We start from the raw sequence: 23,758 nt of genomic DNA on the forward strand, positions 1-23,758 counted from the left end.
GATGCGCCGCATCGTCTTGAGTTGCTCCTTGGTGGCTCGCTGCGCGGCATAAGCGGCGGCATCCGGTTCGATGGAAAGACGTGCATCGTTGAGCTGCTGGAGGCGATCCGCCATGTCCGGGATCAGTAGCGTCAACGAGTCGTTCAGCGGACGATGAAGGCGGTCCACGATCTTGATGCCGGTGCCGTGCTGGATTTCGAGCATGCCTTGCTGCTCCAGTCGCTTGGTCGCCTCGCGCACGACGGTGCGGCTGACACCGAGCTTCTCAGCCAAGGAGCGTTCGCCAGGAAGCCAGCGTTCCTCTTCGGAGCTGTCGCCACGGATGAGTTCGGCAAGTTGCTGACAGACACGTTCGACGAGGGATGCAGGGCGTTCGAGTGCGGTGATGTTCATTGGGAAAAGAGTGATGGAGTTTAATAAGTCGCGCGACCGCCAGAGAGATCGAAGACGGCGGCTGTGGTGAAGGAGCAGTCTTCGGAGCAAAGCCAGGCCACGAGTGCGGCGGCTTCTTCCTTCTTGCCAAAGCGTCCCATCGGGATCTTTGAGAGCATGTAGTCGATGTGCGACTGCTGCATCTGCTGGAGGATGTCTGTGGCGATGACGGCGGGTGTGACGGCATTGACAGTGATGTTCGCCGTGGCGAGTTCCTTGCCAAGAGACTTGGTCAAGGCGATGACAGCAGCCTTGGAAGCGCTGTAGTGGGCGGCATTGGGATTGCCTTCCTTGCCTGCGATGGAGGCGATGTTCACGATGCGGCCGTAGCCGTTGGTGATGAGGTGCGGCACCACGCTGTGACAGCAGTAAAAGGGTCCGTTGAGATTGATCTCCATCACGCGCCGCCAGTCGGCTGGATCGAGTTCCCAAGTCTTCGCATTGCCACCAGTGATGCCAGCATTGTTCACAAGGATATCGATCTTTCCAAACGCGGCCACAGTAGCTGCGGTGGCGGCCTGGACGGAAGCGAGGTCCGCGAGATCGACGGTCGCGGTATGAACGGCGTCCGGCGTGCCCATCTCGGACGAAGCCTGCGCGAGCGCCGCAGCATCCACATCCCAAAGCGAGACGCATGCCCCCGAGGCGAGGAGACGTTCGGCAATGGCGCGGCCAATGCCCCGAGCACCGCCCGTGACAATGGCGATGCGGTTTTGGAGGTCGATTTGATTCATAAAGGAAAGAGCTGGTAGGAGGTCATACCAGTGACAAAACGCGAATGGTTTTCGAGTTCTTTCGTGAGGTTTGCCTCTGCGAACGAATACAAACAGGAGCGACAGAGCCGCTCCTTTTCAGCCCTCACCAAAGCTGAATCAAAAATCACGGCTGTAGCCCGCGAGCCAGCCGCCATCGACGGGGATGATGGCGCCGTTGAGGTAGGAACTTTCGGGGGCGGCGAGGAAGAGGACGGCGTGGGCGATTTCGTCGGGCTGGCCGGGGCGGCCGAGGGGGACGTGGGCGAGCATGGCCTGCACGCGGTCATTGAACTGGCCGTTCTCGCCATAGAAGAGCTGCTTTGTGCCTTCGCTGAGGATGGAGCCCGGGGCGATGCAATTGGTGAGAATGCCCTGCGAGCCGAGTTCGATGGCCATGGTGCGGGTGAGATTGACGACGCCGGCCTTGGCTGCGGTGTAGGCGCACTGGAGGCGTGCGGGGACGAGCCCCATGACGGAGGAGATGTTGATGATGCGGCCGGATTTGCGCTGGAGCATGTGGCGCGAGGCGGTCTTGCTGACGAGGAAGAGGCCGGTGAGGTCCACGCGGAGGATGCGGTCCCATTCCTCGGCGGGAAAGGAGTCGATGTTTACGCGGTGGGCCATGGTGTTGATGCCGGCGTTGTTGACGAGGATGTCGAGGCGACCGTGTGCGGCGATGATTTCGCTGATGGCTGACTCGATCTGTTCTTCATCGGTAACATCCATGCGGAGTGCCATGGCTCCGGGCGTGGCAGCGGCGAGCTGGCTGGCACCTTCGAGGTTGATATCGGCATAGACGACTTTGGCGCCGTTGGCGGCAAGCGAGGCGCAGATGGCTTGGCCGATGGCTCCGGCGGCTCCGGTGACGAGGGCGACTTGGTCTTTGAGTTGGACTTTCATGAGTGGGGATAGGTTTATACGAGCCCGAGAAGCGGGTGTTCGATGAGGTGGCGGAGGGTTTGTAGAAAGCGGGCGGCGGCGGCACCGTCGTTCACGCGATGATCAAAGGTGAGGCTGAGCGTGAGGCGGTCGCGCGCGGTCAAGGTGCCGTCATCGAGCGGCACGGCCCCGCGCACGATGGCACCGATGCCGAGGATGGCGGACTCGGGGGGATTAATAACCGGAGTGAAGGCCTCAACGCCGAGGCTGCCGAGATTGCTGAGCGTGAAGCAAGCGCCCTGCATGTCTGCGGCAACGAGCTGACCGGAGCGGGCGGCGGCGATAAGTTTCTGCGATTGCACGGCGATCTGGGTGAGCGTGGAGCTGCCTGCGTCACGGATGACAGGGACGAGCAGGCCCGCCTCAGTGTCCACAGCGATGCCGAGGTGGATGCTTTCAGGGAGCAGGAGATGATCCTCCGCCCAAGTGGCGGCGAGCATGGGATGCTGTCGCAAGGCGGCGGCGGTGAGTTTGACAAGGATGTCGTTGATGGTGGGGATCGCGTGCTGGAGCGATGACGACAGGGATTTGAGCTGCTGACGAAAGGCGAGCAGCGCGGTGGCATCGCAGCGGGCGGTGATGGTGACGGGCACGGTCGTCTGGCGGCTGTGCATGAGCCGTGCGGCGATGGTGCGCCGCATAGGTGTGAGCGGCACCTGTTTCATGCCTGTGGTCGAGATGGAAGTGGCTGCGGCGAGGACATCGCGCTCGCGGATGCGTCCGCCGCTGCCGGTGGGGGCGAGTTTGGCTAGATCAACGCGATGCTCTTTGGCGGCTCGGCGGGCGCGGGGACTGGCCGGAGTTTCCTCTGACATCGGCTTCGTGATCGACTTCACCATTGGCTCCGGGATCGGGTCGCTGATAGGTGTCGTGGTCTCGACGTGAGGGGGTGCTGTTGGGACCGTTTGCGCAGTGGCAACAGGCACCGTCTCACCTTCTGCGAGCAAGTAGCCGAGCACGTGCCCGACTTTAATGACGTCGCCGGGCTTGGGACCATTGAGTGCGATGTGCAAGAGGCCACTGTCGATGGCTTCAACTTCTTGAGCGGCTTTGTCGCTTTCGAGCGTGAAGAGCGGATCGCCTTCTTTGATGAAGTCGCCATCTTTCCTCAGCCAGGCGAGGAACTTGCCCTCCTCCATGGACCAGCCGAGACGGGGTAATGTGATGTTGTTAGGCATGGTTATGCGGAAGGAGTTTGATGAGGGTTCCATGCTGCGCATGCGGTCGAACATGCCGAAGGCATAAAAGCCATTAGCCGGTGGTCGAGCGAGGAACGAGCGACACCACCGGACCGGACGGCAGCAATGACCGTATCCCAGAGGGATGCGAGCGAGCCCCTGATGGGCAAAGGACGTCGATCGCTCGCGTGCGACGGTGCTGGCATCCTTTCAGGATGCGGATCGTTGGACGTGCGGACCGGTGGTGTCGCTTCGCTTAACCACCGGCTAATGGCTTTGAACCCTTCGGGTTCTTGAAGGCGCAGACGAGAATGATGGATGATGTGGTTCATGATCATTCAGCGCAAAGTTCGCGGATGGCTTGGGCGATGGATTCGACATTCGGCACTACCGCTGCCTCAAGTGTGGGACTGTAGGGCGTGGGTGAGGGCTTGCCGTTGAGACGGCGGATGGGAGCGTCGAGTTCATCGAAGCCACGGTCGGCGAGTTGCGCGGCGATCTCCGCTCCGATGCCGCAATGGGCGAAGTCTTCGTCCACGATGATGAGGCGGCCTGTCTTGGCTACGGACTGAATGATGGTGTCCACGTCGAGCGGTGCAACGGTGCGCGGGTCGATGAGTTCGACAGAGATGCCTTCAGCGACGAGTGTCTCACACGCCGCGAGTGTCTTGTGCACCATAAGCGCGAGAGCAACGACGGTGATATCGCTGCCTTCGCGCACAATAGCGGCTTTGCCGAAGTCGATGAAGTATTCTTCCTCCGGCACGGGCCCCTTCACGGACATCAGCTCACGATGTTCAAGGAAGAGCACGGGGTCATCGCAAGTGAGGGCGGTTTTGAGCAGGCCTTTCGCATCGCGCGGGGATGAGGGAACCACGACACGCAGGCCGGGGAAGTGAGAATACATCGAGTAGTAGCTGCCGCTGTGATGCGTGGCCGCTGCGTGACCGATGCCGATGCAGCCACGCATCAGCACGGGCATCTTCAAGCGTCCGCTGCTCATGTATTGCATCTTGGCGATCTGATTGATGATCTCGCCGACGCTATCGAGCACGAAGTCGGCGAACATGAAGTCCACCACGGGTCGCGTGCCGGTCATCGCTGCGCCACCCGCGAGTCCTACAAAGCCACGCTCGCAGATCGGAGTATCGCGCAATCGTTCGGGGCCATGGATGGCAAACAAGCCACTGGTGGTGGCGAAGTTTCCGCCGCGCACGCCGATGCCTTCACCCATGACGAAGATCTTCGGATTACGCGCCATCTCCTCGGTCAGCGCTTCAAGCGTGGCCTTCATGAAGGTCAACTCGCGAGTATTGGCGTTTGAGGTGGGCACATCACGCGGAGGTCCACTGCGTGGTTCGGCATAGACGTGCGTGGTGGCGCTCTCGGCGGTTGGGTAGGCGCTCTTTTCGGCAAAATCATGCGCCGTTTCGGTAAGTGCGGCGACCTCCTGCTCGATGGCACTTAGCTCGGCATCGGTCACAAGTTTTTGATCAAGCAAATGCTTCTTCAATCGAGCGATGGGACACTGTGCTTTCCACTGCTCCACATCTTCGCGCGTGCGGTAAGTGAAGTCGCCCATGCCTTCGGCGTGCGCGCGGGTGCGGTAGGTTTTGCATTCGATGAGCGTCGGGCCTTCGCCATTGCGAGCACGCTTTACAGCCTCACCGGCGGCGGCTTCCACAGCGAGCACATCATTGCCATCCACTTCGATGCTGGCGATGCCATACGCCGCGCCTCGGGCTGCCACGCTAGGATTGCCCGCGACACTGGAAAACGGAACCTCGGTGGCGAACTGGTTGTTCTCGCACACGAACAACACTGGCAGCTTCCAGATGCTCGCCATGTTCAGGCCTTCGTGAAACGCGCCGTTGTTCGCCGCGCCATCGCCGAAGAAAGCGACACCGACATTGCCTGTCTTCATGATCAAAGAGCTGTAGCCCGCGCCAGCGGCTTGCAGGATGCAGGGTCCGACGATGCCGCTGGTGCCCATCATGCCGATCTCCGGTGCAAACAGATGCATGGAGCCTCCACGACCGCGCGAGCAGCCGGTCTCGCGACCATAAAGTTCCGCCATGAGTTGGCGCGGTTCCATGCCTTTGGCGAGGGCATGACCGTGACCGCGATGCGTGCTGAAGACGGCGTCCGCTTCATGCAAATGCGCACACACGCCCGTGGCGATGGCTTCCTCGCCGACATAGGTGTGGCAGGCACCGTGGATGAGCCCGCGCTGATGCGATTTTGCCAGGCGTTCTTCCACCATGCGGATCATGAGCATGGTGCGGTAGAGTTGAAGGGGGGATAATTGGTTCGTGAGGGAACTCATGCTGATTTAGGTTTGAGACGTAGAAAGCTGATAATGACGCCGCCGACGATGAAGCAGGCGGCGAGAAAGTGGAGGCACTGCATTTCGCCGTAGCCGTGCGTGCGTAACCAGCCGGTGACGTGGTTGCCAGCGTAGCCCGCGAGGTTCGCACCCATGTTGATCAAACCGGTGGCCACTGCAGCGGCTGAGGCGGTGAGCGTGAGCGATGGCAGAGTCCAAAACGGTGCGATCCAGAAGAATGCGCCCAGCGCGGTGAGGCAGAGCCAGATCATCTGCGTTCCAAACCCCTGCCCCGGAATCGTGCTGCACAGGAGGAAGATACCGGTGGCAACCATGCCGCCAGCCGCGTGCCATTTGCGATCTCCCGTTCTGTCGGCGGTCTGGCCGGAGATGAGCACGCTGAGGATACCGCAACTGTAGTAGAGGCCACTGTAGAGCAGCGTCATTTGATCAGAGCCGCCGGAAAGATTCTTCACCGTGGTCGGCAACCAAAAGCTGAGCGCGTAGCCGCCGCTGTTGCCCACCAGCACACCGATCACGAGCAGCCACACCGCAGGCAATCGCAGCGCCTGCCAGACGGAGATTTTGCCAGTCGCTTCCTTTGCCTCTGCTTCGGCAGCGAGCACGCCTTCGAGATGATCGCGCTCGGCTTGAGATAGCCACGTTGCATTTCGAGGTCGATCCGTGAGGCACGCGAGAACGACAAAGCCCAGCACAACCGCAGGCAATCCCTCCACGATGAAAAGCCACTGCCAGCCATCGAGTCCGAACCATTTCACATCCAGCAGCATCGACGACACCGGCGCACCGAGCGCGAGACTGAACGGCACGGCCACGAGCAAGCCTGACAGTGCCCGCGAGCGATCATTCTGCGCAAACCAGTGTGTGAAATACACGATGATGCCGGGAAAGAATCCCGCCTCCGCCACACCGAGAAAAAACCGCGCCCAGTAGAACTGCGACGGCGTTTTCACGAAGGCCATCGCAGCCGAAATGAAGCCCCAGGTGATGAGAATGCGCGCAAACCACTTCCGCGCACTCCATCGCTCCACCAGCAGCGCACCGGGAATCTCCAGGAATAGATAACCGATAAAGAACACGCCAATGCCGAAGCCGAAGACGTCCTCCGAAAATCCCAGCGCCTCGCCCATGCGCAGCTTTGCAAAGGCCACGTTCGCACGATCGAGGTAAGAGATGATGTAAAGGATGATGACCAAGGGCAGCACACGCCACGCGACCTTGCGGCGAAGAGCGACGGGATCGATGGCGGAGGAGGCGGTCATGGAGTGATGCGTGGTTGGAGTGCTGGCTCTCAGGACTATGCGTTCGACTCGGCCACGACGGGATTAGTGAGCGCGCCGATCTTTTCGATCTCGATGGTCACGGAGTCACCGGGCTGTAGGAAGACGGGCGGTTTCATCGCAGCACCGACGCCTTGCGGCGTGCCAGTGAGGATAACAGTGCCGGGCAGCAGCGTGGTGCTGCCGCTGAGGAACTCGATGAGTGTGGGCACATCGAAGATCATGTCGTTCGTGTTTGAATCCTGCATCGTTTTGCCATTGAGGATGGTCTGGATGCGCAGCGCGTTCGGATCAGCGATCTCGTCCTTGAGCACCAGACAGGGGCCAAGCGGCGCAAAGGTGTCGAAGGTCTTGCCACGGCACCATTGGCTGCCACCGCGCTTGATCTGCCAGTCGCGCGCGCTCACGTCGTTGGCGCAGGTGTAGCCGAGCACATAATCAAGCGCATTCGCCTTGGAGACGTTTTTGCAGGCCTTGCCGATGACGACGGCCAGCTCGCACTCGTAGTCCACTTCATCGCTAGCAAGATGGCGTGGCAGGACAATGTCATCGCCGGGATTCTGCACCGCGCCTGGCGATTTCATGAAGAGCACCGGATACTGCGGGATGGCGGCGTTGCTTTCCTCGGCGTGCTTCCGGTAGTTCAGGCCGATGCAAAAGATGGCCGTGGGCTGCAGCGGCGCGAGGAGCTTGCCCGGTGTGACGACTTCATCAGTGACGCGGAAGTCGCCGAAAAGATCGCCCTCGATGCGGCGAGCGGTGCCGTCGGGTTGAAGGGCTGCGTGCTGGATGGTGCCGTTGCTGGCTTGGTGGCGGATGATGCGCATGGTTGGTTGTGGGTAGGGCGTTGGAGTGATGGAGAAGTGGAGTGATGTGTTGTCTATTTTCCAGTGGTGTAGCCGCCATCAACGGTCATGGCGCTGCCGGTGACAAAGGAGGCCGCGTCGCTGGCAAGATAGAGAGCGGCGGAGGCGATTTCAGAGGGCGCGGCCATGCGTTTCATGGCATGTGGAGCCTCCATCTGGCGGAGATAGTCGTCGGGATTCTCATACTGGCTCAGCATGTCATCCACAAAGGGTGTGCGAACACGGCCGGGGCAGATGCAATTGATGCGCACGCCCGTGGTGCCGTGGTCCATGGCCATCGCACGGGTCATGCCGACGACGGCGTGCTTCGTCGTCGTGTAGGCGAAGCGTGCCTCCATGCCCATGAGCCCGGCGATGGAGGCGATATTGACAATGGAGCCGATGCCGCGCTCGATCATGCCGGGCAGCACTGCACGCGAGAGGTGATACATGCCGAGCACATTGATCTTCCACAGTCTTTCCAAGTCGTCGGGCTTAGTGGTCAAAATGGTGCCTACATGCCCGACGCCCGCGTTGTTGACGAGCACATCGCAGCGTCCGCATTTCTCAGTGACCGTGCGCACAGCGGCAAGGCACGAGGACTCGTCGCTGACATCCAGCACGAGCGATTCCGCGCGATGGCCTGCCTCGCGAATGCGTGCCGCAGTCTGCTGCGCGGCGGCTTCGTCGCGGTCGGAGGCAAAGACGAGCGCTCCGGCTTCGGCGAAGCATTCCGCGATGGCGGCGCCGATGCCGGAACCGGCTCCAGTGACGAGGGCGATTTTGTCAGTGAGGGTAATCATGGTTGGGGATGGAGTTGCAGCCGTTCTGTGGCTTCACGACTGGTTTTCTCGAACAGGGCAGCATGACCGGACTGCTTCAGGTCTTGGTCAAAGGTGGGGATCATCCGCCTCATGCGCTCCCGGCCCTCAGCGCTGGCAAGCAGATGCGGCAGGCAGGTCTGGACGACCTCAAGCGCGATGTTCACCGAGACCGATGCGCCGGGCGATGCGCCCAGCAGCGCGGCAAGAGAACGGTCTGCGGAGGAAAACACTTCGGTGCCGAAATGCACCGCACCTCGGTCGGCTTTCTTGATGGCCTGCACACGGATGCCCGCCTGCACAAGCCTCCAATGCTCCGAGCGGGCATTGGGGTAAAACTCGCGCACGGCCTCCATGCGGCTCTCCATGCTTTGCAGCCCCTGGGTGACGAGATACTTCACCAGTGAGAGGTTGCGCATGCCGGTCTGCAGCAGCGCGCCGAGATTGTTCGCGCGAATCGATAGCGGCAGGTCGCTCCAGTGTCCGTGTTTGAGGAAACGCGTCGTCCATGAAGCAAACGGGCCGAAGAGAAGCTGTCGCTGGCCATTGAGTCGTCGCACATCGAGATGTCCCGCACCGAGACTGGGCGATGAGGGCGGCGTGGCACCATAAACCTTGGCTTCGTGCCGTGCGCAGATCGAAGGCTCATCGCACACAAGCCACTGGCCACCGATGGGAAATCCGCCAAGACCAGCGACTTCGGCGAGATCGGTGGATTGCAGCAAAGGCAGGCTGCCGCCGCCCGCGCCGACAAAGACGAACTTCGCACGCTGCTTGCGCTGTTCACCAGAAGCCATGCATCGCAGATCGAGATGCCATTCACTCACGCCGCGCTGGAGTTTCGTCACCTTCCATCCGGCGGCGATGCCACAATGCTCCTGCTCCGCCAGCCAGCCGCAAAGACGGCGAGCCAACAGACCGTAGTCCACCTCGGTGCCATCGCCGGAGGTGGCCGCGACAGGGCCGGAGCCGCGCCCCTCCATCACCAGCGGAGCCCACTGCTGGATCATCGACGAATCCGTCGTGAACGTCATGCTGCGGAAGAAATGATGCTCCACCATCGCGGTGTGGCGTGCGCGCAAGAAGTCCACGTCATCCCGACCCTTAACGAAGCAGACGTGCGGCACCGCATGGATGAAATCCGCAGCAGCTCCCACCATGCCTTCAGCGGTCGCGGAGCCCCAGAACTGCTTCGAGTGCTCGAACTGCTCAAAGATGTGCAATGCCCTTGTGATCGGCACGCCACCGTTTGGATCGCGTGCCGGAGTGTAGCTGAGTTCGCAAATACCGGCGTGGCCCGTGCCCGCATTGTTCCAGCCATTCGAGGCTTCCTGCACGAGTTCACTCGTGATCTCGACCATCTGGATGCGGAGCTGTGGATCGAGCCGCTTGAGCATCACCGCGAGTGTCGCGGACATGATGCCGCTGCCGACAAGCACGATGTCGGGGGCTTCGAGGATGCGGGCATCCATGTCCGGTGGCGTTGGCATCAGTTCAGGCGGCGGTATTCAGCACCAGTGCGCGCCGATGGCCTCGACATGCACGGCATACAGACTGCGGCTCGCAGTCATGAAGAGGCGATTGCGGCGTGGACCGCCGAAACACACATTGCTGCACACTTCCGGCAGCACGATCTGGCCGATGCGTTTGCCCTCGGGTGAAAAGATTTGCACGCCGTCGTAGCCTTCGCCCACCCAACCGGATCCGGCCCAGATGTTGCCGTCTTTGTCGCAACGAATGCCGTCCGCGAGTCCAGCGACCTCTTTGCCATTGAGGTCCATTTTCATGGAGCAATACTCTCGGCCGTTTTTCAGCTTCGTGCCGTCGATGTCCCAGACCTTGATGTTCTTCGGTGCCTCGGGGTAATGTGTCGCGCCAGTATCGGCCACATAGACCTTCTTGTAGTCGGGCGAGAAACAAAGGCCGTTGGGCTTGAAGATTTCATCCGTGACCTTTTCCACCTTCCCGCTCGGATCGATGCGATAGACCGCTTCTTTGAGCAAGAGGTCGCCCTTGTTGCCCTCGTAGTTGCCGAGACTGCCGTAGCCAGGATCGGTGAACCACACGCTGCCATCGGGATGCACGGCACCGTCGTTGGGTGCGTTGAAGGGCTTGCCGTCAAACTTGTCGGTGAGCACGGTGAGGCTGTTGTCGGCCTCGTAGCGCACCACGCGACGGTTGCCGTGCTCAAAGGAAATCTGCCGTCCCTCGCGGTCAAAGGTGTTGCCATTGCTGTGGCCAGCGGGCTTGTGGATCGTCGTGACTTCGCCGTCATCCTGGAGCCAGCGATGCTGCACGTTGTTCGGGATGTCGCTCCACACGAGATACTGCCCCCAACCGCTCCACGCAGGCCCTTCGGCCCAATACATGCCGGTGTGCAGCCTCTCGATGGGCGCGGAGCCGATCTTGTATTTCTCAAACGCCTTATCAAGCGCGATGACATCCGGCTCGGGATAACGCACGGGTGCGGCGTCGGGGCCAAAATCACGGGCGAGGAGTGGTGCAGCGGCGAAAGAGCCGATGGAAGTAAGGAAGGAACGACGAGTGGTCATAGGTTGGGTGGATGGTGGTTGGTTGGAGTGATGGAGATCAAAGTATTCATGCCGCAGTCACGCCGTTGACGATGTTTGGCAGTGGCTCACCGCGAACAGCCATCAGCGCGATGCGTGCGGCTGTTTCACGCAGCGTCTTCACCGCTGGCGGACTCGCGGAGGCGATGTGGGCGGCGAGAATGACATTCGGCATCGTGCGGATCGGATGGTCGGCAGGAATCGGCTCGGGATCGAAGACGTCGAGCGCGGCACCGGCGAGATGACCAGATTGCAGAGCGGCCGTGATGGCGGCGCTGTCGGCGAGATCGCCACGGCCTACGTTGATAAAGATGGAGCCTGCTTTCATCTTCGCGAACACAGCGGCGTTGAAGAGTTGCTTAGTCTTCGGTGTGGATGGGCAGTGCGGCGAGACGATGTCGCTCTGCGCAAGCAGTTCATCGAAGGATGCGGCCACCGCGCCTGATTTGGCGATCTCATCCGCTGCCACGACGGGATCAAACACCAGCACACGAGCCTTGAAAGCGAGCAGACGCGCCACCACTTCACGCCCGATGCGCCCAAAGCCGACGATGCCGATGGTGAGATGCTTCAGCGATGACATCGCGGTCAACGGCGTGGCGAGGCCCCACTTGCCCGCGCGGATGTCGAGAGCATTCGGAACCACCTGCCGCGTGATGGCGAGGATGAAGGCCAGCGTATGATCCGCGACTTCGTCGATGCAGTAGTCCGGGATGTTGCACACCGGGATGCCGCGTTCGCGGGCGGCGTTGAAATCCACATTGTCGAAACCGATGCCGTAGCGCACGATGGCCTTCGCTTTGGTCATCGCAGCGACGACTTCGGCGTTCACGGGAGCAAACTGCGCGATCACGGTATCGGCGTTTCTCACGAGGTCAGCAAGTTCTGCGGGTGAACGCTTTTCTTTGAAGGAGACGATCTCGATCCCTGCGGGACGAAGCACAGCTTCTTCCAGGCTGAGATCAGGGAAGGTGTAGTCGGTGATGGCTATTTTGGGCATGGTCGTGTGTGTGAGGTTATTCGCCGATGACGCGGACGGTGGTGAGCGACTTGATGAGGCTGTGATCGTCCCATTTCCAGACGACCCGCTTCTCCTTGTCGTGCGTGACTTCGATGGCGTGCGCGCCCTGGCCTTCCTTGCCGCGCATGAAGTTACCGATGAGCAGGTTTCCGTTCTTGAGCTGCTGAAGGCTGGAGACCCAGGTGATGTTCAAATCGGGCGCGTCCTTGTCACTGAACTCCCACACGATCTGCTTGTCTGGCGTGACTTCGATCAACCGTTTCTGCGTGCCGCAGCAGATGAGCGTGTTGCCATTGGCAAGCCGCTGTGCTTCGCCAGTGTTCGTCACGCCCGTGTATTCCCACACCACCTTGCCGTCCGGGTCCACCTCACGCACTGCGCCCTCGCCTTCATGCGCGGCGAGAATGTTGCCATTGGCGAGCTTGTGAACATTGCGCACCTGAAGGTGAAAGCCTTTCGCGTTCGTCGTCAGCGGCGTGACATGCACGATCTCGCCCTTCGGATTCACCTCCACGGCCTGACACGGCTCCTGCTCGGCCACCAGTGTGTTCCCATTCGCGAGCCTCTCGCTACCAAAGACCTGCTGCGACTTGCTGACGTAATCGAACACCGTCTCGCCACGCGAGGTGATCTCACGCACCCCCGTGGGGCTGCCGCCATAACCGAAGAGGATGTTCCCATTCGGCAACGCCTGGAAGATCACCGTGGTGCTCGGCGGCTTGAACTCCCAGACCAGCTTCCCATCGGCATCGAGTTCGACAAATCGGTTCGGCCCTTTGCCGTACTCGGTGAAAAGGAGGCGATGTTTGATAGGCGCGTCAGCGGCAGAGGTTCGCATGCTGAATGGCAAAGCGAAGGCCAGGATGGCAATGAAGAGGCGGGTGGTGGTGGTCATGGTTGGATTCATTGGATGACTTTCAGCACGAGCACGGCGGCTGCGGGCTTCTCGTGAAGCGTGATCGCGTGGCCGCGCATGAGTTCCGCGCCGGTGCGGACTTCTTTGCCTCCGTCGAGGTCTTCGATCTCGTAGCGTTGCTGCGGAATGAGGCCATGAAGTTTGACGGTGAGCGTGTCACTCGCGGCATCGGGACGGCGGAAGACTTGCACGATGCCTTCTCCGAGGTCGGCGCGATGGAACTGCCACGCGATCCAAGAAGTCGTGTCGAGGCTGTGGGGTGTGAGCGGGTAGAAGTCGCCGGTGTAAAGCGGGCGAACTTTGAGATAGCTTTCGAGATGCTTCCGCAACGCCGCGACAGCTTTCGGATTGCGATAGTTGATGGAGAAACCGCCGCACGCGCCCATGCCGCTGCGCAGGGCGAGATCGTCGGTGGCGGCGGCACCGAGTCCGTGGAGCGGCAGCCAGTGCGAGAGGCCGTGGGTCATGGCCTGAACATTCTGAGGGAAGGTTTCGTGGCCCCAGGTGTTGTCGCTGCGCCAGAGCACGATGCAGCGGCGCATCATCTCGAAGTCGAGTCGCCGACCGCCTGCCGCGCAGTTGTCGAGGATCAGATCGGGATGACGACGGGCCAGTTCGTCGAGGAATGCGTAGAGGCCGTTGATGTGGCGGATCTCACGCAGGCCGACTTCATCGGGCTTCTCGTCGGTGTGCCAGAAGTAGGAGGGGTAGAGATTGAAGTCCTGCCGGTAAAAGCTCAGGCCCGAGCGGGCGATTTCTTCAGAGGTGGATTCGATGGCCCACTGCCTTGCCTTGAGATTACCGAGATCGAGAAGGAGAAAGCCGTCCCGCTCTTGATAACGAAGCCGATCCGGTGTGTCGGTCGGCTTCATGAGCCAGTCGGGATGCTCGCGCTCCAGCCAGGTGCCGCGCATGGCGCGCTCCGGCTCGAACCAGGCGAGGAAGCGCATCCCCGTCTTGCGCACGGCGGCCCCCACGGGTGCGAGACCGTTCGGGAAGCGGATCGGGTCGGCCTGGGGATTGCCCTGGCCTTTGGGAAAGCCCCCTTCGTTCCAACCGGCATCAAGGTGATAGCAGTCCAGCGGCAGCTTGAGCGCAGCGATGTCGGTGGCGAGTTGGACGAGCTTTTCTTCGGAGGTCACGTTGAAGGGAAAGATGCCATGCACGCCTGCCTCCACCGGCATCAGAGTCATCGGCGGATGATTCTTCGGCGTGTGATGCGCCAGCATGAGACGGCGGAACTGGTTTTGTCCGTCGATCCAGTCGCCGCTGTAGTTCATGGCGAGGATCGAGGGCAGCCGCACTTCCTCGCCGGGTGCGAGACGAAAACGCGTGCGTTTCAGCCCGGCGATGACGCGCACCTTGCCGTTGGCCTGAAGTTCGAATGATGCCTTCCAATCCCCGGTCCAGCCGACGGCGAAGATCAGTCCGCCGCCTTCGCTTGCGAGATTAAAATAGGGCATCACGCCATCCGAGGAGCGTCCGCCGAAGGACTCGAGCGAGAAGACCTCGCCCACGACGAGCGGGTTCGTTTTCGGTTCGAAATCACCCGGCTCGGAGTGGCTACCTTTGTTCCACTGCAGCCTCACCTTGGCATCGGGCGGGAAGGCGACCTCGAAATCGGCAGACTTCAGGTTCTCGTAGAGCGGAGACTCGCCAGCCTCGGGTGCCCGGAGGCGGAACTGCCATTCGGTGGCGGCTTGGTCGGGATAGGCCTGTGTTTCGATGCGGAGACCGGGAACGGTTTCACGCAAAGGCGCAGCGGGGCGCTCGATGGCGTCGGCAGAGGCCGAAACGGACAACGCCAGAACGCCGATGAGTATGGGAAAGGGCTTCATTCCGCTATTCTCGGGTTGGCAGATGCGGCAGCAGTTGGTCGAAGAGGGCTTGATGCAGTTTCACCAAGGCGGCGTGATCGGTTTTGTCGGCGAGGTTCTCGCGTTCCTGCGGATCGGACTCGTAGTCGTAGAGTTCAGTGGCCTGCGCATGGCTGCCGAAGACAGGTTTATTCGCGCTGAAGTCGGCGGACCGCCATTCGATGTAGCGATAACGCGGCGTGCGGATGGACCAGCCCATCGTCCCGTTCTTCACTCTTCCATGACTCATCTGGGTGACAGCGGCTTTGTGGAGGGTCACGTCTTCGCCGCGCATCAGCGGAACCAGACTCTTGCCTTCGGCGTGGGCCGGAGTTGGCAGGCCGGCCAGTTCGCAGAGCGTCGGATAGACATCGAGAAACTCGGTGAGCGCCGTGACCCGCCTGCCGCCGGGCAAACCGGGAGCGGAGATGATCAGCGGTGCTTGGGCGGCGTCCTCGTAGTTGGTCAGCTTGCCCCAGTGCCCGTGCTCACCGAGATGCCAGCCGTGGTCGCCCCAGAAGTAGATGATGGTGTCGTCCGCCACGCCGCATTCCTCCAGCGTTTGCATGAGCAGACCGACCTGCGCATCGATGTAGGAGACACACGCAGCATAACCGTGGATGAGTTCACGCTGTTGCGCTTCGGGGATGGGCCCCGTTTTGGGCGCGTCCGAGTAAGCCCGCAGCTCGCCCGAGTCGCTGTAAAACGCGAGGTCGTGCGGACTTCCCTGAGGGAGTTGCTGAAACGTTGCGCGCGGAAGAGAGGCGCGGTCGTAGAGGTCCCAGTATTTCTTCGGCGCGATGAAGGGCAGGTGCGGCTTCACAAAACCGACCGCGAGAAAAAACGGCTGTTCCTTTTTGGCAAACTCCCGGATGCGCTTCGCTGCCGTGTGGGCCACTCCGCCGTCGTGGTAGGCATTGTCAGGGATGTCGCACGCCTCCGTCGCGGGGCCTGAGATGGGCTTGCCTTGCTTCAGGGCGTCGGCAAGCTGGGCTTTCGTCGCGGGGGCCTGATAACCTCCCGGCGCGGGCTTCTCGCCAGGAGCCATTTCCCAGGGACCGTAGGGCACCGTCCAGGAAGCCGAGTCGTGCCCCTGATCCACGGTGCGACCATCAAAGACCTTGTGCAGCGGATGCGTGATGTAGCCGTGGTTTTTGAACTGCTGCGGCAGCGTTACCACATCAGGCAGACGGGTGCGGAGCAGGTCCTGCGACTGATCCGGATTGAGATACACGCCGGTGCTATCCGGTCGCAAACCCGTGAGCAGGCTGAACCGCGTCGGCGCACAGAACGCCACCTGGCAGTAGTTCGCCGTGAAGACCGTTCCCTTCGCCGCCAGTCGGTCGAGGTGCGGTGACTGAATCCACGACGTGCCGTAACAGCCGAGTAGCGGCTTGAGGTCGTCGGAGATGATAAAGAGGACGTTGAGCTTTTTGCGAGGCGCATCAGCGGCGAGCGCCGGACTGGTCAGAGCTGCCAGCGAGAAGATCAGGAAGAGCACTCTCATTGTTGACCTCCTTTTGTCATCCTCTTGAGCTGCGTTGCGAGAGCAGGAATCTGTGCCGCAGCCTCGACGGTTCCGGCGATATTCACGGTTTCCAGCGGATCGGTCTGCGTGTCGTAGAGTTCCTGGCCGACGACGTGGCCGGTTTTGAAGTCGCGCCACTCATGATAGCTCCAGCGGTCGGTTTTGAGTGCGTAGCCCATCACCTGCGGCAAGGCCTGCGGTCCGCCGCCCCAGTAAAGAGCGGGGCGTGGATGCTGCGTGAGCGCGGCAGTTTTCACAGAGACGCTAGCGTCCTTGAGCACAGGCACGAGGCTGGTGCCGTCGAGCTGACCCGGAGATGGAAGGCCGCTGAGGTCCGTGAGCGTGGGAAAGATGTCGATCAACTCGCTGATGGCGCTTGTCTTCGCGCCGCCCTTTCCGATGCCTGGAGCGCTGATGATGAGCGGCACTCGTGCGTCCCAGCCGAACAAGGTCATCTTGCCCCAACAGTCGTGTTCGCCGAGTTCAAAGCCGTTGTCGCCGATGATGACGACGATGGTGTTGTCACGGAGCTTGAGTTCATCAAGCGCATCCAGCACGCGGCCAAACTGCGCGTCGGCGAAACTCATCGCCGCATAGTAGCCATGGCGGATCTCGCGCTTGGCTTCCTCATCGAGCGTGCGGTGGGCAGTCGGCTCGCCAAGGATTTCGTGGTTCGCGTGAAAGGCGATCTCGGGCGCGTTGCGAGGCCGTGCGGGCGTCTCAATGGCCGGGATGTCCTCGCGGCGATACATGTCCCAGTAGCGCTTCGGCACCTTGTAAGGAGAGTGAGGCTTAAAGATGCCCAGCGCGAGAAAGAATGGCTCCGGCTTCTTCGCAAGCGCCCGCAGCTCGGTGATCGCGAGACTGGCCGACACGTTGTCAAAGCACGCTTCGTCCGGCACATCGCGATTCTCACAGAGGCGGTCCTTTGCGAGATTCGGCGATAAAGCAGCTCCATTTGGCAACGCAAACTCATCCTTCGTTTTGCCGCCGGTGCGACGATCCGGCACGCTCAGCGTCCTGAAGTCCGCCTCCTTGCCATAGCCGCCGAGCACCTTGCCAATACTCATGGACGTATAGCCGTGCTGCATGAACCACTGCGGCATCGTGAGCGCGTTCGGATGCAGATCGTAGAGATACTTCGTCATGCTCCAGATGCCGAGCGAGTCCGGCCTGCGTCCGCTCATGAACGAAGCGCGCGATGGACCGCAGATCGGCTGCTGGCAGAAGTTGCGCGTGAACACCGTGCCGCGAGCCGCCAGCCGGTCGAGATTCGGCGACTTCGCCACCGGATCTCCATAGCAACCCAGGCGGTTGTTGAGATCATCGAAGACGACGAAGAGGACGTTTGGCTTTTTCGAGGAAACAGCATCGGCGGCTGGTGCGGCTTGGCACGCCAGAGCGACAAGAAAAAGTGACCGCCTGAATGTTAGCATGATCACACTTCCTCCAGCATGAGTTTCGCATCGCCGAAGGTCTTCGGGCGCACTTCCATCTTGTCCATCATCGAGATGAAGAGGCGGCAGAGCTGGCGGTCGGGCTTGTCTTTGTAGTCGAGGGCGCGTCCGCCTTTGAGTCGTCCGCCTGCGCCACCGAGGACGATGATGGGGAGCTGATCGTTGTCGTGCTTGGCTCCGGCCATCATGCTGGAGCAGTGCATGAGCATGGTGTTGTCGAGAAGCGTGCGAGGGCCTTCCTGGATGGCGTCGAGCTTGCGCGCAAGGTAGGCGAGCTGCTCCATGAAGAGCTGGTTCACCTTGAGGAAGTCCTCGCCATCGCTGTGGCTAAGGAGGTGATGAATCATGTAATCAATGCCGTGGCCTGGCTGCTGGATGCTGGGCAAGTTCGGGAAGCGCAGGGCGCTGTGGTCGTTGTTGAGCTTCAGCGTGGTGATGCGCGTGGTGTCGGTCTGGAAGCCGAGCACAAGCAGGTCACACATGATGCGCATGTGTTCGCCGATGTCCTGCGGGATGCCGTCGGCAGGGCGCTGCATGTTCGGCTTGTCGAGCGTGGGTCGCCAGCCTTGCAGTTCGCCGCGTTTACCGGCGTTCTCGATGCGCTTCTCCACGTCACGCACGCTGTCGAGATACTCGTCGAGTTTCCGTTGGTCGCTGGCGCTGATGTCGCGGCGCAAGTCCTGCGCATCGGCGAGCACGGCATCAAGCACGCTCTTGTCGGCTGGCGAAGCTTCGTCTTTGAAGAGACGATCAAATGCGAGTGCGGGGTAAAGCTCAAGCGGTGTAGGCGTGGTCGGCGAACTCCACGAGATGTGCGAGCTGTAGAGCATCGAGTAGTTCTTGTGCACCGACGGATTCGATTTCTCGCAGGCCAGCACAAGGCTCGGCACCTTCGTGCTGCGCCCATACGTTTGTGCGAGCAACTGATCGAAGCTTGTTCCCGAACGAATCTCCCCACCGCTGGCGATGGGCGCGCCGGAGAGTATGTTGCCGGTCTGCGACGAGTGAATGTTCCCTTTGCGCGCTTCCTCATGATACAAGCCGCGCACGAAGAGCAGCTTCTCTTTGAACTCGTTCAAAGGCGCGAGCACGCGACCAAGCTCCATCGCCTTGCCTTCGCCTTTGGCCCACCATTCCTTCGATTGAAAGCCGTTGCCGGAGAAGGTCACGCAAAGTCGCACTGGAGCCTCGCTGGCAGGCTTGTTCTTCTTGGGTTCATCGCCCCAGACATTGACGGATTCCATCCACGGCAGTGCCATGGTGACACCTGCTCCGCGCAGGAAGGCTCGACGGTTGAATTGATGGGTTTTCATATGCTTGAGGTTGGTTAGTTATGGACGACGAAATCTTTGCCGCGCACTTCGCGGAACTGCGGGCTGCGGACGATCAACTCGATGGCGGCACCGACGTTGTGGTCGCCGGACTTGAGCTGGGTGAGCATGGAAGCGATCAGCGGCTTATCTGAGAGTTGCACGCCGCGTCCGAGGGCGTAGCCGACCAGCTTGCGGCAGAACTGACGCAGGAAATCATCGCTGCGGTTGTCGAGCAGGTAACTGCGCAAGCCGTCGAGACCATCGACACGGGAGCCGTCTGGCAAAATGACTTTCGTGTCGGCTTTGCGAGCGCGTCCGATGGCGTCGAAGCCTTCGAGAGCGAAGCCGAAGGGATCAATGCGGCGGTGGCAGGCAGCGCAGTTCGCATCCGAGCTGTGCTTCTCGACGAGTTGGCGTTCGGTGAGACCTTCGGGCGGTTGCTCGGGGAGAATGGGCACACCTTTGGGTGGAACGGGAAGCTTCTCGCCGAGCACGACCTCGCAGAGCCACGCGCCGCGCAAGATGCCGCTGGTGCGCGAGGCTCCGGCTTGCTTCGCAAGTGTGGCAGCGAAGCCGAGGATGCCGCCGCGGCCTTGAGCGTGGAGACCGTCGATACGTTTCCAATCAGACGGGGAATTCGACAGGAGAATGGGGACAGGAGAATTTTTCAGAGGATTCTTTTGTCCCCATTCTTCTGTCGATAATCCGTAGTGTCGTGCCAACTCCGCATTCACGAACGTGTAATCCGCATCGAGCAGCGAGAGGATGCTGCGGTTGTTTTGGAATAGGTCGATGAAGAAGCGGGTGACTTCTTCCTGCATCGACTCGCGCACGTTTATAAATGTGGGGAAATGGCGCTCGCTCTTTTCATCCAACTCGGCGACCTCGCGGACGTGCAGGTATTGGCAGCCAAACTCGGTGGCGAGGCGGCGGATGCGCTCGTCCTTCATCATGCGCTTCACTTGCGCGGCGAGCACATCGGGCTCGTGGAGTTTACCGGTGGCAGCGAGTTGCTTGAGTTCGGCATCGGGTGCGGAGGACCAGAGGAAGTAACTCAGGCGTGTGGCGATCTCCCAATCGTTCACTGGCGTGGCCTTTGGTCCCGGCGCGGCTTTTTCGCCGCGATAGAGAAATGCCGGTGCCACGAGCACTCGCGCAAGCATCATGCGCACAGCTATGGCGTGTGGCATCTCCTGCGTGCGCAGCTTTTGATAAAGGGTGCGCAGTTCCTTCTGCTCAGCGTCTCTGAGCGGGCGACGCCATGCCTGTGTGGCGAAGTCGAGCACGGCTTGCACGTGTCGTGGTTCGACTTCGACTTGCAGCTTCTTGAAGGCCTCGGCTCCGCGCATGATCGGCTCACGCATCGGTTCCAGTCGTTTATCGCCATTGGGCGCGTCTGGCCCATCTTGCGAGGAGAACTGCCAGATCTGCTCAAAGGCATCCACCAGCGTGAGAGCATCCTGACTGACGAAATGCAGTTCGTCCCAGAGGCGGTCGAGCGCCGCACTTTGCGCATCATCGAGGATCAATCGCCTGAGTTGCTCGTCCTCGCGATGGAACAGGGTCAGCGTCACCACCTCATCGGCAGGCACGATCTTGGTGTAGCACAGCGCGGCGGGGAACAGGGTGCGGAAGTCATCGAAGGCCCTTTCGAACCGATGACGTGCGGCGCTTCCATCTTGCACCAGGATCGGCGAATCGAAAATCACCGGGGGCTTGCTGGAGTTCCATGCGCCGCCTTCCTTGGCCGAACTCGTCACCGTAGCTTGCAATCCTGATGACGCGGCTGACTTCGTGGTGAGCACCTGCATTTGCACACTGCCTTCCCCGCCACTGGTGGGATGCAAGCGGCCAGTGGTCACCAGTTCAGCGCCCGCCAGCAGCGATGCGGGGAGTCGCAATTCAATGACTGACGGTGCGTGCACGCAGAGGCTCGTTGCAGCAACCTCGCCGCCTTTGGGATGCTTGCCGAACATCGCGGGATCGAGTCCGTAAGGCGACGCTGGGCCATCTCCGGCCTGCGCTTTCACCGAGCGCCATGCGTCGGCGAGCAGCGGACCGTTGAACGAGAGAAGCTGGTTGCGCAGTTCGCGATCAGTCGGGCTCGCCTTCGCGGCTGCGGCGTCTTGCTGGAGCACCTGCTGCACTTGTGCAGCGATTCGTGCCCGCTCGTCGGCGTCCTTCGCTTTCCGCCATTTTGACAACAGCGAATCACTGGGGATGACGGACGATGCCGCTCCCGCTGCTGGTTGACTCAGGAAATGCCACACCGCTTTGTTGCCGTGTCGGTCGGCGTGCGGATTGCCAGCCAGGATGTCCGGCGAAACATCCTTCGCGAGATCCCACTCGGTTTTGCCATCGTTCAGGGTCAGATTCACCGGCGTGTGATCGCAGGTGTGGTCGCCATCGCGCGGATCGATGACCAGCGCAATGACATCGCCAGTCATCACGTTCACGTTTTGAAACGGTCCCATCGGAATCACCGTGGAGCCCTTGCTTTCACCGGCGGCGAGCACCTCGCGCGTCTGGCCGCGCCGCAGTTCCAGCGCATAGGTGATGCCGTTGCCACCCACCGTGTGCCCGTCCTGAACTTTGCCGCTTACTCGCAGCGTGCCGGTGACCGGACTGCGCCACGCGATGACCGATGCAAGCTTCGGCGAGGGATGTGTGGCAACGCTGTGCGGCGGCATCGTGCCAGGAATTTTCACCGTGGCATCGGAGGAGTTCGCCAGCACGCTGAGAGCATTGTCGCCGGTCCAGCCTTTGATGAACTCATAGGCCGTAGAGCGCTCCGATTTCTTCACGAGCAGCGGTTCCAATTTCACTTCGCCCGCAGTGCCAATGCCGAGATAGTTCAGCCAACCCGCGAGCACTTTGCCATCGACGTTGTGCTTCTGCGCAAGCGCGGCGAGGTCAGGACGGCCATCCGCACTCGTCGCCTCGTTCGCTGCCGCGAGACATCTCACCACGCTTTCTGTCACTGCATCGCGATGTCGCATCATCTGTTGCACGACCGAGCGCACATCGCGCAGGAGCAGTTCGCCATGTCCCGGCGTGATGAGTCGCGCTTTTTCCCAGAGGGCGAAATCGTTCGCGTTTCCATCCCCCGCATCGCTAGTGGTGAGATACAGCGTGAGATCGCCGCCGTCCGATGGAGGCTGCAACTTCATCCGCAACTCATGCTGCGCTGCGAGCGGTGTCACCGGTTCCAGCCAGGATTTCGGGCCGCCGACCTTACCCAGATGTCCAATATTGGTGAAGCGCCACAGCGCCTGCTGCCAAGCTTCGATGTCAGCCACTGCCAGACTGCCTTCGCGCCATTTCGCGCGCAGCGGATCGAGTAGCGCAGAGGGTTTGTTGTCCTGCAACATGTCCCACAGCAGCCCGAGATACTTCGCGCTCAAGCGACGTTCACGCGCGACATCGGCGATCTTCTTCGAGCCACTGGCGAGGGCTGAACGCTCCTGCAAAGTGGCCGCCAGATACTTGTCGATCGGCAGCCGACCTCCCTTGTTACTGACTTTTTCAGCACCATTGACCGCGACGGATTGCTCGGTCGTATCACTGAACTCAGCATAGAACTCGCGAATCCTCGCCAGTGTCTCATCAGTCCAGTCGCGTGATGAAGTGCCAGCGGAAAACTGAATGCCTGTCGGCGTGAGCACCGCGTGGCTCGCCACGTCCTTCGCAGCATCCAGATACTTCGTGAGCAACGCAGGCGACATGACGAGTGCGGCGCCTACATTGGTGAAGCCTTCGCCAGCCGCGCCATCGACAGGAAACTCCTTCGCCGGATCGAGCGAAGGGACGCCGGTGAGATCACGGATCGAATAAGTGTATTCCATGTTCGATAGACGCCGCAGCACCACCGGCCCCGGATCGCCCGCGCTGGCGAGTGCTATGCCATCCAGCGTGCCCTGCATCCAGTCCGTGAGAAGCTTTGTCTGCTCGGGAGACGGCTTCGGTTTGCCCTTCGGCGGCATCTCCTGGTCGCGGATCTGATCCAGCGAATGCTCCCACACGATGGGATCGCGCTTCACAAGATCGAATGAGGTGAAGCGCTCCAAATCGAGATCGCCCTTCTGCTTCTTCGTCGAGTGACAGTCCAGGCAATACTGTTTCAGCACAGGCTGAATGGTTTGCTCGAAGACCTGCTTTTGATCGGCAAAGGCATGGACGGTCAAGAAAGGGATGCAGAGCAAGCCACGCCAGTGCTTGGCCTGGAATGCTTGTAAGAGACTTGGTTCGTGGAGTGGATTCATGGATCGGATTCTCATGCCAGCACCTCCTTCACGACATGGCTCTCCTCGACACCGGTGAGTCGGTAATCGAGGCCGGCGTGGCGGTAGGTGAGCTTCTCGTGATCGAAGCCCATGAGGTGCAAAATGGTGGCGTGGAAATCGCGGACGTGGACGGGGTCCACGGAGGCACGCAGGCCGATCTCGTCGGTGGCGCCGTGGACGATGCCGGGCTTCACTCCGGCACCGGCGAGCCATGAGC

General features: G+C 61.0%; 18 protein-coding genes. All 18 read right to left on the reverse strand.

Features of this window, described 5'->3' with window-relative positions; all coding sequences use genetic code 11:
* Window positions 1-393 (reverse strand): FadR/GntR family transcriptional regulator (locus AC6FTP_RS17290; RefSeq protein ID WP_497208172.1); only part of this gene is annotated, 393 nt, incomplete at its 3' end.
* A 20-nt stretch (window positions 394-413) separates the two neighbouring features.
* On the reverse strand, window positions 414-1,166 hold the full coding sequence (locus tag AC6FTP_RS17295; RefSeq protein WP_497208173.1) for an SDR family NAD(P)-dependent oxidoreductase: 753 nt from the start codon (window positions 1,164-1,166) through the stop codon (window positions 414-416).
* 138 nt (window positions 1,167-1,304) lie between these two features.
* Entirely contained in the window at window positions 1,305-2,087 is a 783-nt protein-coding gene (locus AC6FTP_RS17300; protein ID WP_497208174.1) for an SDR family NAD(P)-dependent oxidoreductase, read from the reverse strand.
* A 14-nt stretch (window positions 2,088-2,101) separates the two neighbouring features.
* Window positions 2,102-3,304: a dihydrolipoamide acetyltransferase family protein gene (locus AC6FTP_RS17305; protein ID WP_497208175.1), complete on the reverse strand. Its 1,203-nt coding sequence runs from the start codon at window positions 3,302-3,304 to the stop codon at window positions 2,102-2,104.
* 334 nt (window positions 3,305-3,638) lie between these two features.
* The gene (locus tag AC6FTP_RS17310) at window positions 3,639-5,630 is read right to left on the reverse strand and encodes an alpha-ketoacid dehydrogenase subunit alpha/beta (RefSeq protein WP_497208176.1); all 1,992 of its coding nucleotides are present in this window, start codon (window positions 5,628-5,630) and stop codon (window positions 3,639-3,641) included.
* Window positions 5,627-6,913, reverse strand: coding sequence for an MFS transporter (locus AC6FTP_RS17315; protein ID WP_497208177.1), 1,287 nt, complete (start codon window positions 6,911-6,913; stop codon window positions 5,627-5,629). The genes AC6FTP_RS17310 and AC6FTP_RS17315 overlap by 4 nt, the downstream gene beginning before the upstream one ends.
* A 35-nt stretch (window positions 6,914-6,948) precedes the next feature.
* Entirely contained in the window at window positions 6,949-7,758 is an 810-nt protein-coding gene (locus AC6FTP_RS17320) for a fumarylacetoacetate hydrolase family protein (RefSeq protein ID WP_497208178.1), read from the reverse strand.
* A gap of 53 nt (window positions 7,759-7,811) precedes the next feature.
* Window positions 7,812-8,579 (reverse strand): SDR family NAD(P)-dependent oxidoreductase, encoded by a 768-nt coding sequence (locus AC6FTP_RS17325; protein ID WP_497208179.1) that lies wholly within the window; start codon window positions 8,577-8,579, stop codon window positions 7,812-7,814.
* A complete protein-coding gene (locus tag AC6FTP_RS17330; RefSeq protein WP_497208180.1) occupies window positions 8,576-10,087 on the reverse strand; it encodes a malate:quinone oxidoreductase in 1,512 nt (503 codons plus the stop codon). Before AC6FTP_RS17330 ends, AC6FTP_RS17325 begins: the two co-directional genes overlap by 4 nt.
* Window positions 10,088-10,105: 18 nt before the next feature.
* Complete coding sequence (locus AC6FTP_RS17335) at window positions 10,106-11,149, reverse strand: SMP-30/gluconolactonase/LRE family protein (RefSeq protein ID WP_497208181.1); 1,044 nt, start codon at window positions 11,147-11,149, stop codon at window positions 10,106-10,108.
* A 46-nt stretch (window positions 11,150-11,195) separates the two neighbouring features.
* Window positions 11,196-12,167 carry a C-terminal binding protein gene (locus tag AC6FTP_RS17340; protein WP_497208182.1) on the reverse strand — a complete coding sequence of 324 codons (972 nt, stop codon included), beginning with the start codon at window positions 12,165-12,167 and terminating at the stop codon, window positions 11,196-11,198.
* Window positions 12,168-12,183: 16 nt separating this feature from the next.
* A complete protein-coding gene (locus AC6FTP_RS17345; protein WP_497208183.1) occupies window positions 12,184-13,083 on the reverse strand; it encodes a hypothetical protein in 900 nt (299 codons plus the stop codon).
* Between the two features lie 8 nt (window positions 13,084-13,091).
* Window positions 13,092-14,942 (reverse strand): alpha-galactosidase, encoded by a 1,851-nt coding sequence (locus AC6FTP_RS17350; protein WP_497208184.1) that lies wholly within the window; start codon window positions 14,940-14,942, stop codon window positions 13,092-13,094.
* A 4-nt stretch (window positions 14,943-14,946) separates the two neighbouring features.
* Window positions 14,947-16,467, reverse strand: a complete 1,521-nt coding sequence (locus tag AC6FTP_RS17355) for a sulfatase (RefSeq protein ID WP_497208185.1) — start codon at window positions 16,465-16,467, stop codon at window positions 14,947-14,949.
* The gene (locus AC6FTP_RS17360; protein ID WP_497208186.1) at window positions 16,464-17,924 is read right to left on the reverse strand and encodes a sulfatase; all 1,461 of its coding nucleotides are present in this window, start codon (window positions 17,922-17,924) and stop codon (window positions 16,464-16,466) included. The genes AC6FTP_RS17355 and AC6FTP_RS17360 overlap by 4 nt, the downstream gene beginning before the upstream one ends.
* A 2-nt stretch (window positions 17,925-17,926) precedes the next feature.
* The gene (locus tag AC6FTP_RS17365) at window positions 17,927-19,258 is read right to left on the reverse strand and encodes a DUF1552 domain-containing protein (protein ID WP_497208187.1); all 1,332 of its coding nucleotides are present in this window, start codon (window positions 19,256-19,258) and stop codon (window positions 17,927-17,929) included.
* 14 nt (window positions 19,259-19,272) lie between these two features.
* Window positions 19,273-23,520: a DUF1592 domain-containing protein gene (locus tag AC6FTP_RS17370; RefSeq protein ID WP_497208188.1), complete on the reverse strand. Its 4,248-nt coding sequence runs from the start codon at window positions 23,518-23,520 to the stop codon at window positions 19,273-19,275.
* 11 nt (window positions 23,521-23,531) lie between these two features.
* On the reverse strand, window positions 23,532-23,758 hold a 227-nt coding region (locus AC6FTP_RS17375), incomplete at its 5' end, for a DUF1501 domain-containing protein (RefSeq protein WP_497208189.1).

Origin of the sequence: Prosthecobacter sp. (assembly GCF_044378005.1) — a bacterium.
Lineage (GTDB): Bacteria > Verrucomicrobiota > Verrucomicrobiia > Verrucomicrobiales > Verrucomicrobiaceae > Prosthecobacter.

Bases quoted from the DNA above. Each gene is read 5' to 3' on its own strand.
- AC6FTP_RS17295 (WP_497208173.1), bottom strand. From the start codon at position 1,166: ATGAATCAAATCGACCTCCAAAACCGCATCGCCATTGTCACGGGCGGT.
- AC6FTP_RS17340 (WP_497208182.1), bottom strand. From the start codon at position 12,167: ATGCCCAAAATAGCCATCACCGACTACACCTTCCCTGATCTCAGCCTG.
- AC6FTP_RS17335 (WP_497208181.1), bottom strand. From the start codon at position 11,149: ATGACCACTCGTCGTTCCTTCCTTACTTCCATCGGCTCTTTCGCCGCT.
- AC6FTP_RS17315 (WP_497208177.1), bottom strand. From the start codon at position 6,913: ATGACCGCCTCCTCCGCCATCGATCCCGTCGCTCTTCGCCGCAAGGTC.
- AC6FTP_RS17350 (WP_497208184.1), bottom strand. From the start codon at position 14,942: ATGAAGCCCTTTCCCATACTCATCGGCGTTCTGGCGTTGTCCGTTTCG.
- AC6FTP_RS17330 (WP_497208180.1), bottom strand. From the start codon at position 10,087: ATGCCAACGCCACCGGACATGGATGCCCGCATCCTCGAAGCCCCCGAC.
- AC6FTP_RS17305 (WP_497208175.1), bottom strand. From the start codon at position 3,304: ATGCCTAACAACATCACATTACCCCGTCTCGGCTGGTCCATGGAGGAG.
- AC6FTP_RS17360 (WP_497208186.1), bottom strand. From the start codon at position 17,924: ATGCTAACATTCAGGCGGTCACTTTTTCTTGTCGCTCTGGCGTGCCAA.
- AC6FTP_RS17345 (WP_497208183.1), bottom strand. From the start codon at position 13,083: ATGACCACCACCACCCGCCTCTTCATTGCCATCCTGGCCTTCGCTTTG.
- AC6FTP_RS17355 (WP_497208185.1), bottom strand. From the start codon at position 16,467: ATGAGAGTGCTCTTCCTGATCTTCTCGCTGGCAGCTCTGACCAGTCCG.
- AC6FTP_RS17310 (WP_497208176.1), bottom strand. From the start codon at position 5,630: ATGAGTTCCCTCACGAACCAATTATCCCCCCTTCAACTCTACCGCACC.
- AC6FTP_RS17370 (WP_497208188.1), bottom strand. From the start codon at position 23,520: ATGAATCCACTCCACGAACCAAGTCTCTTACAAGCATTCCAGGCCAAG.
- AC6FTP_RS17365 (WP_497208187.1), bottom strand. From the start codon at position 19,258: ATGAAAACCCATCAATTCAACCGTCGAGCCTTCCTGCGCGGAGCAGGT.
- AC6FTP_RS17325 (WP_497208179.1), bottom strand. From the start codon at position 8,579: ATGATTACCCTCACTGACAAAATCGCCCTCGTCACTGGAGCCGGTTCC.
- AC6FTP_RS17320 (WP_497208178.1), bottom strand. From the start codon at position 7,758: ATGCGCATCATCCGCCACCAAGCCAGCAACGGCACCATCCAGCACGCA.
- AC6FTP_RS17300 (WP_497208174.1), bottom strand. From the start codon at position 2,087: ATGAAAGTCCAACTCAAAGACCAAGTCGCCCTCGTCACCGGAGCCGCC.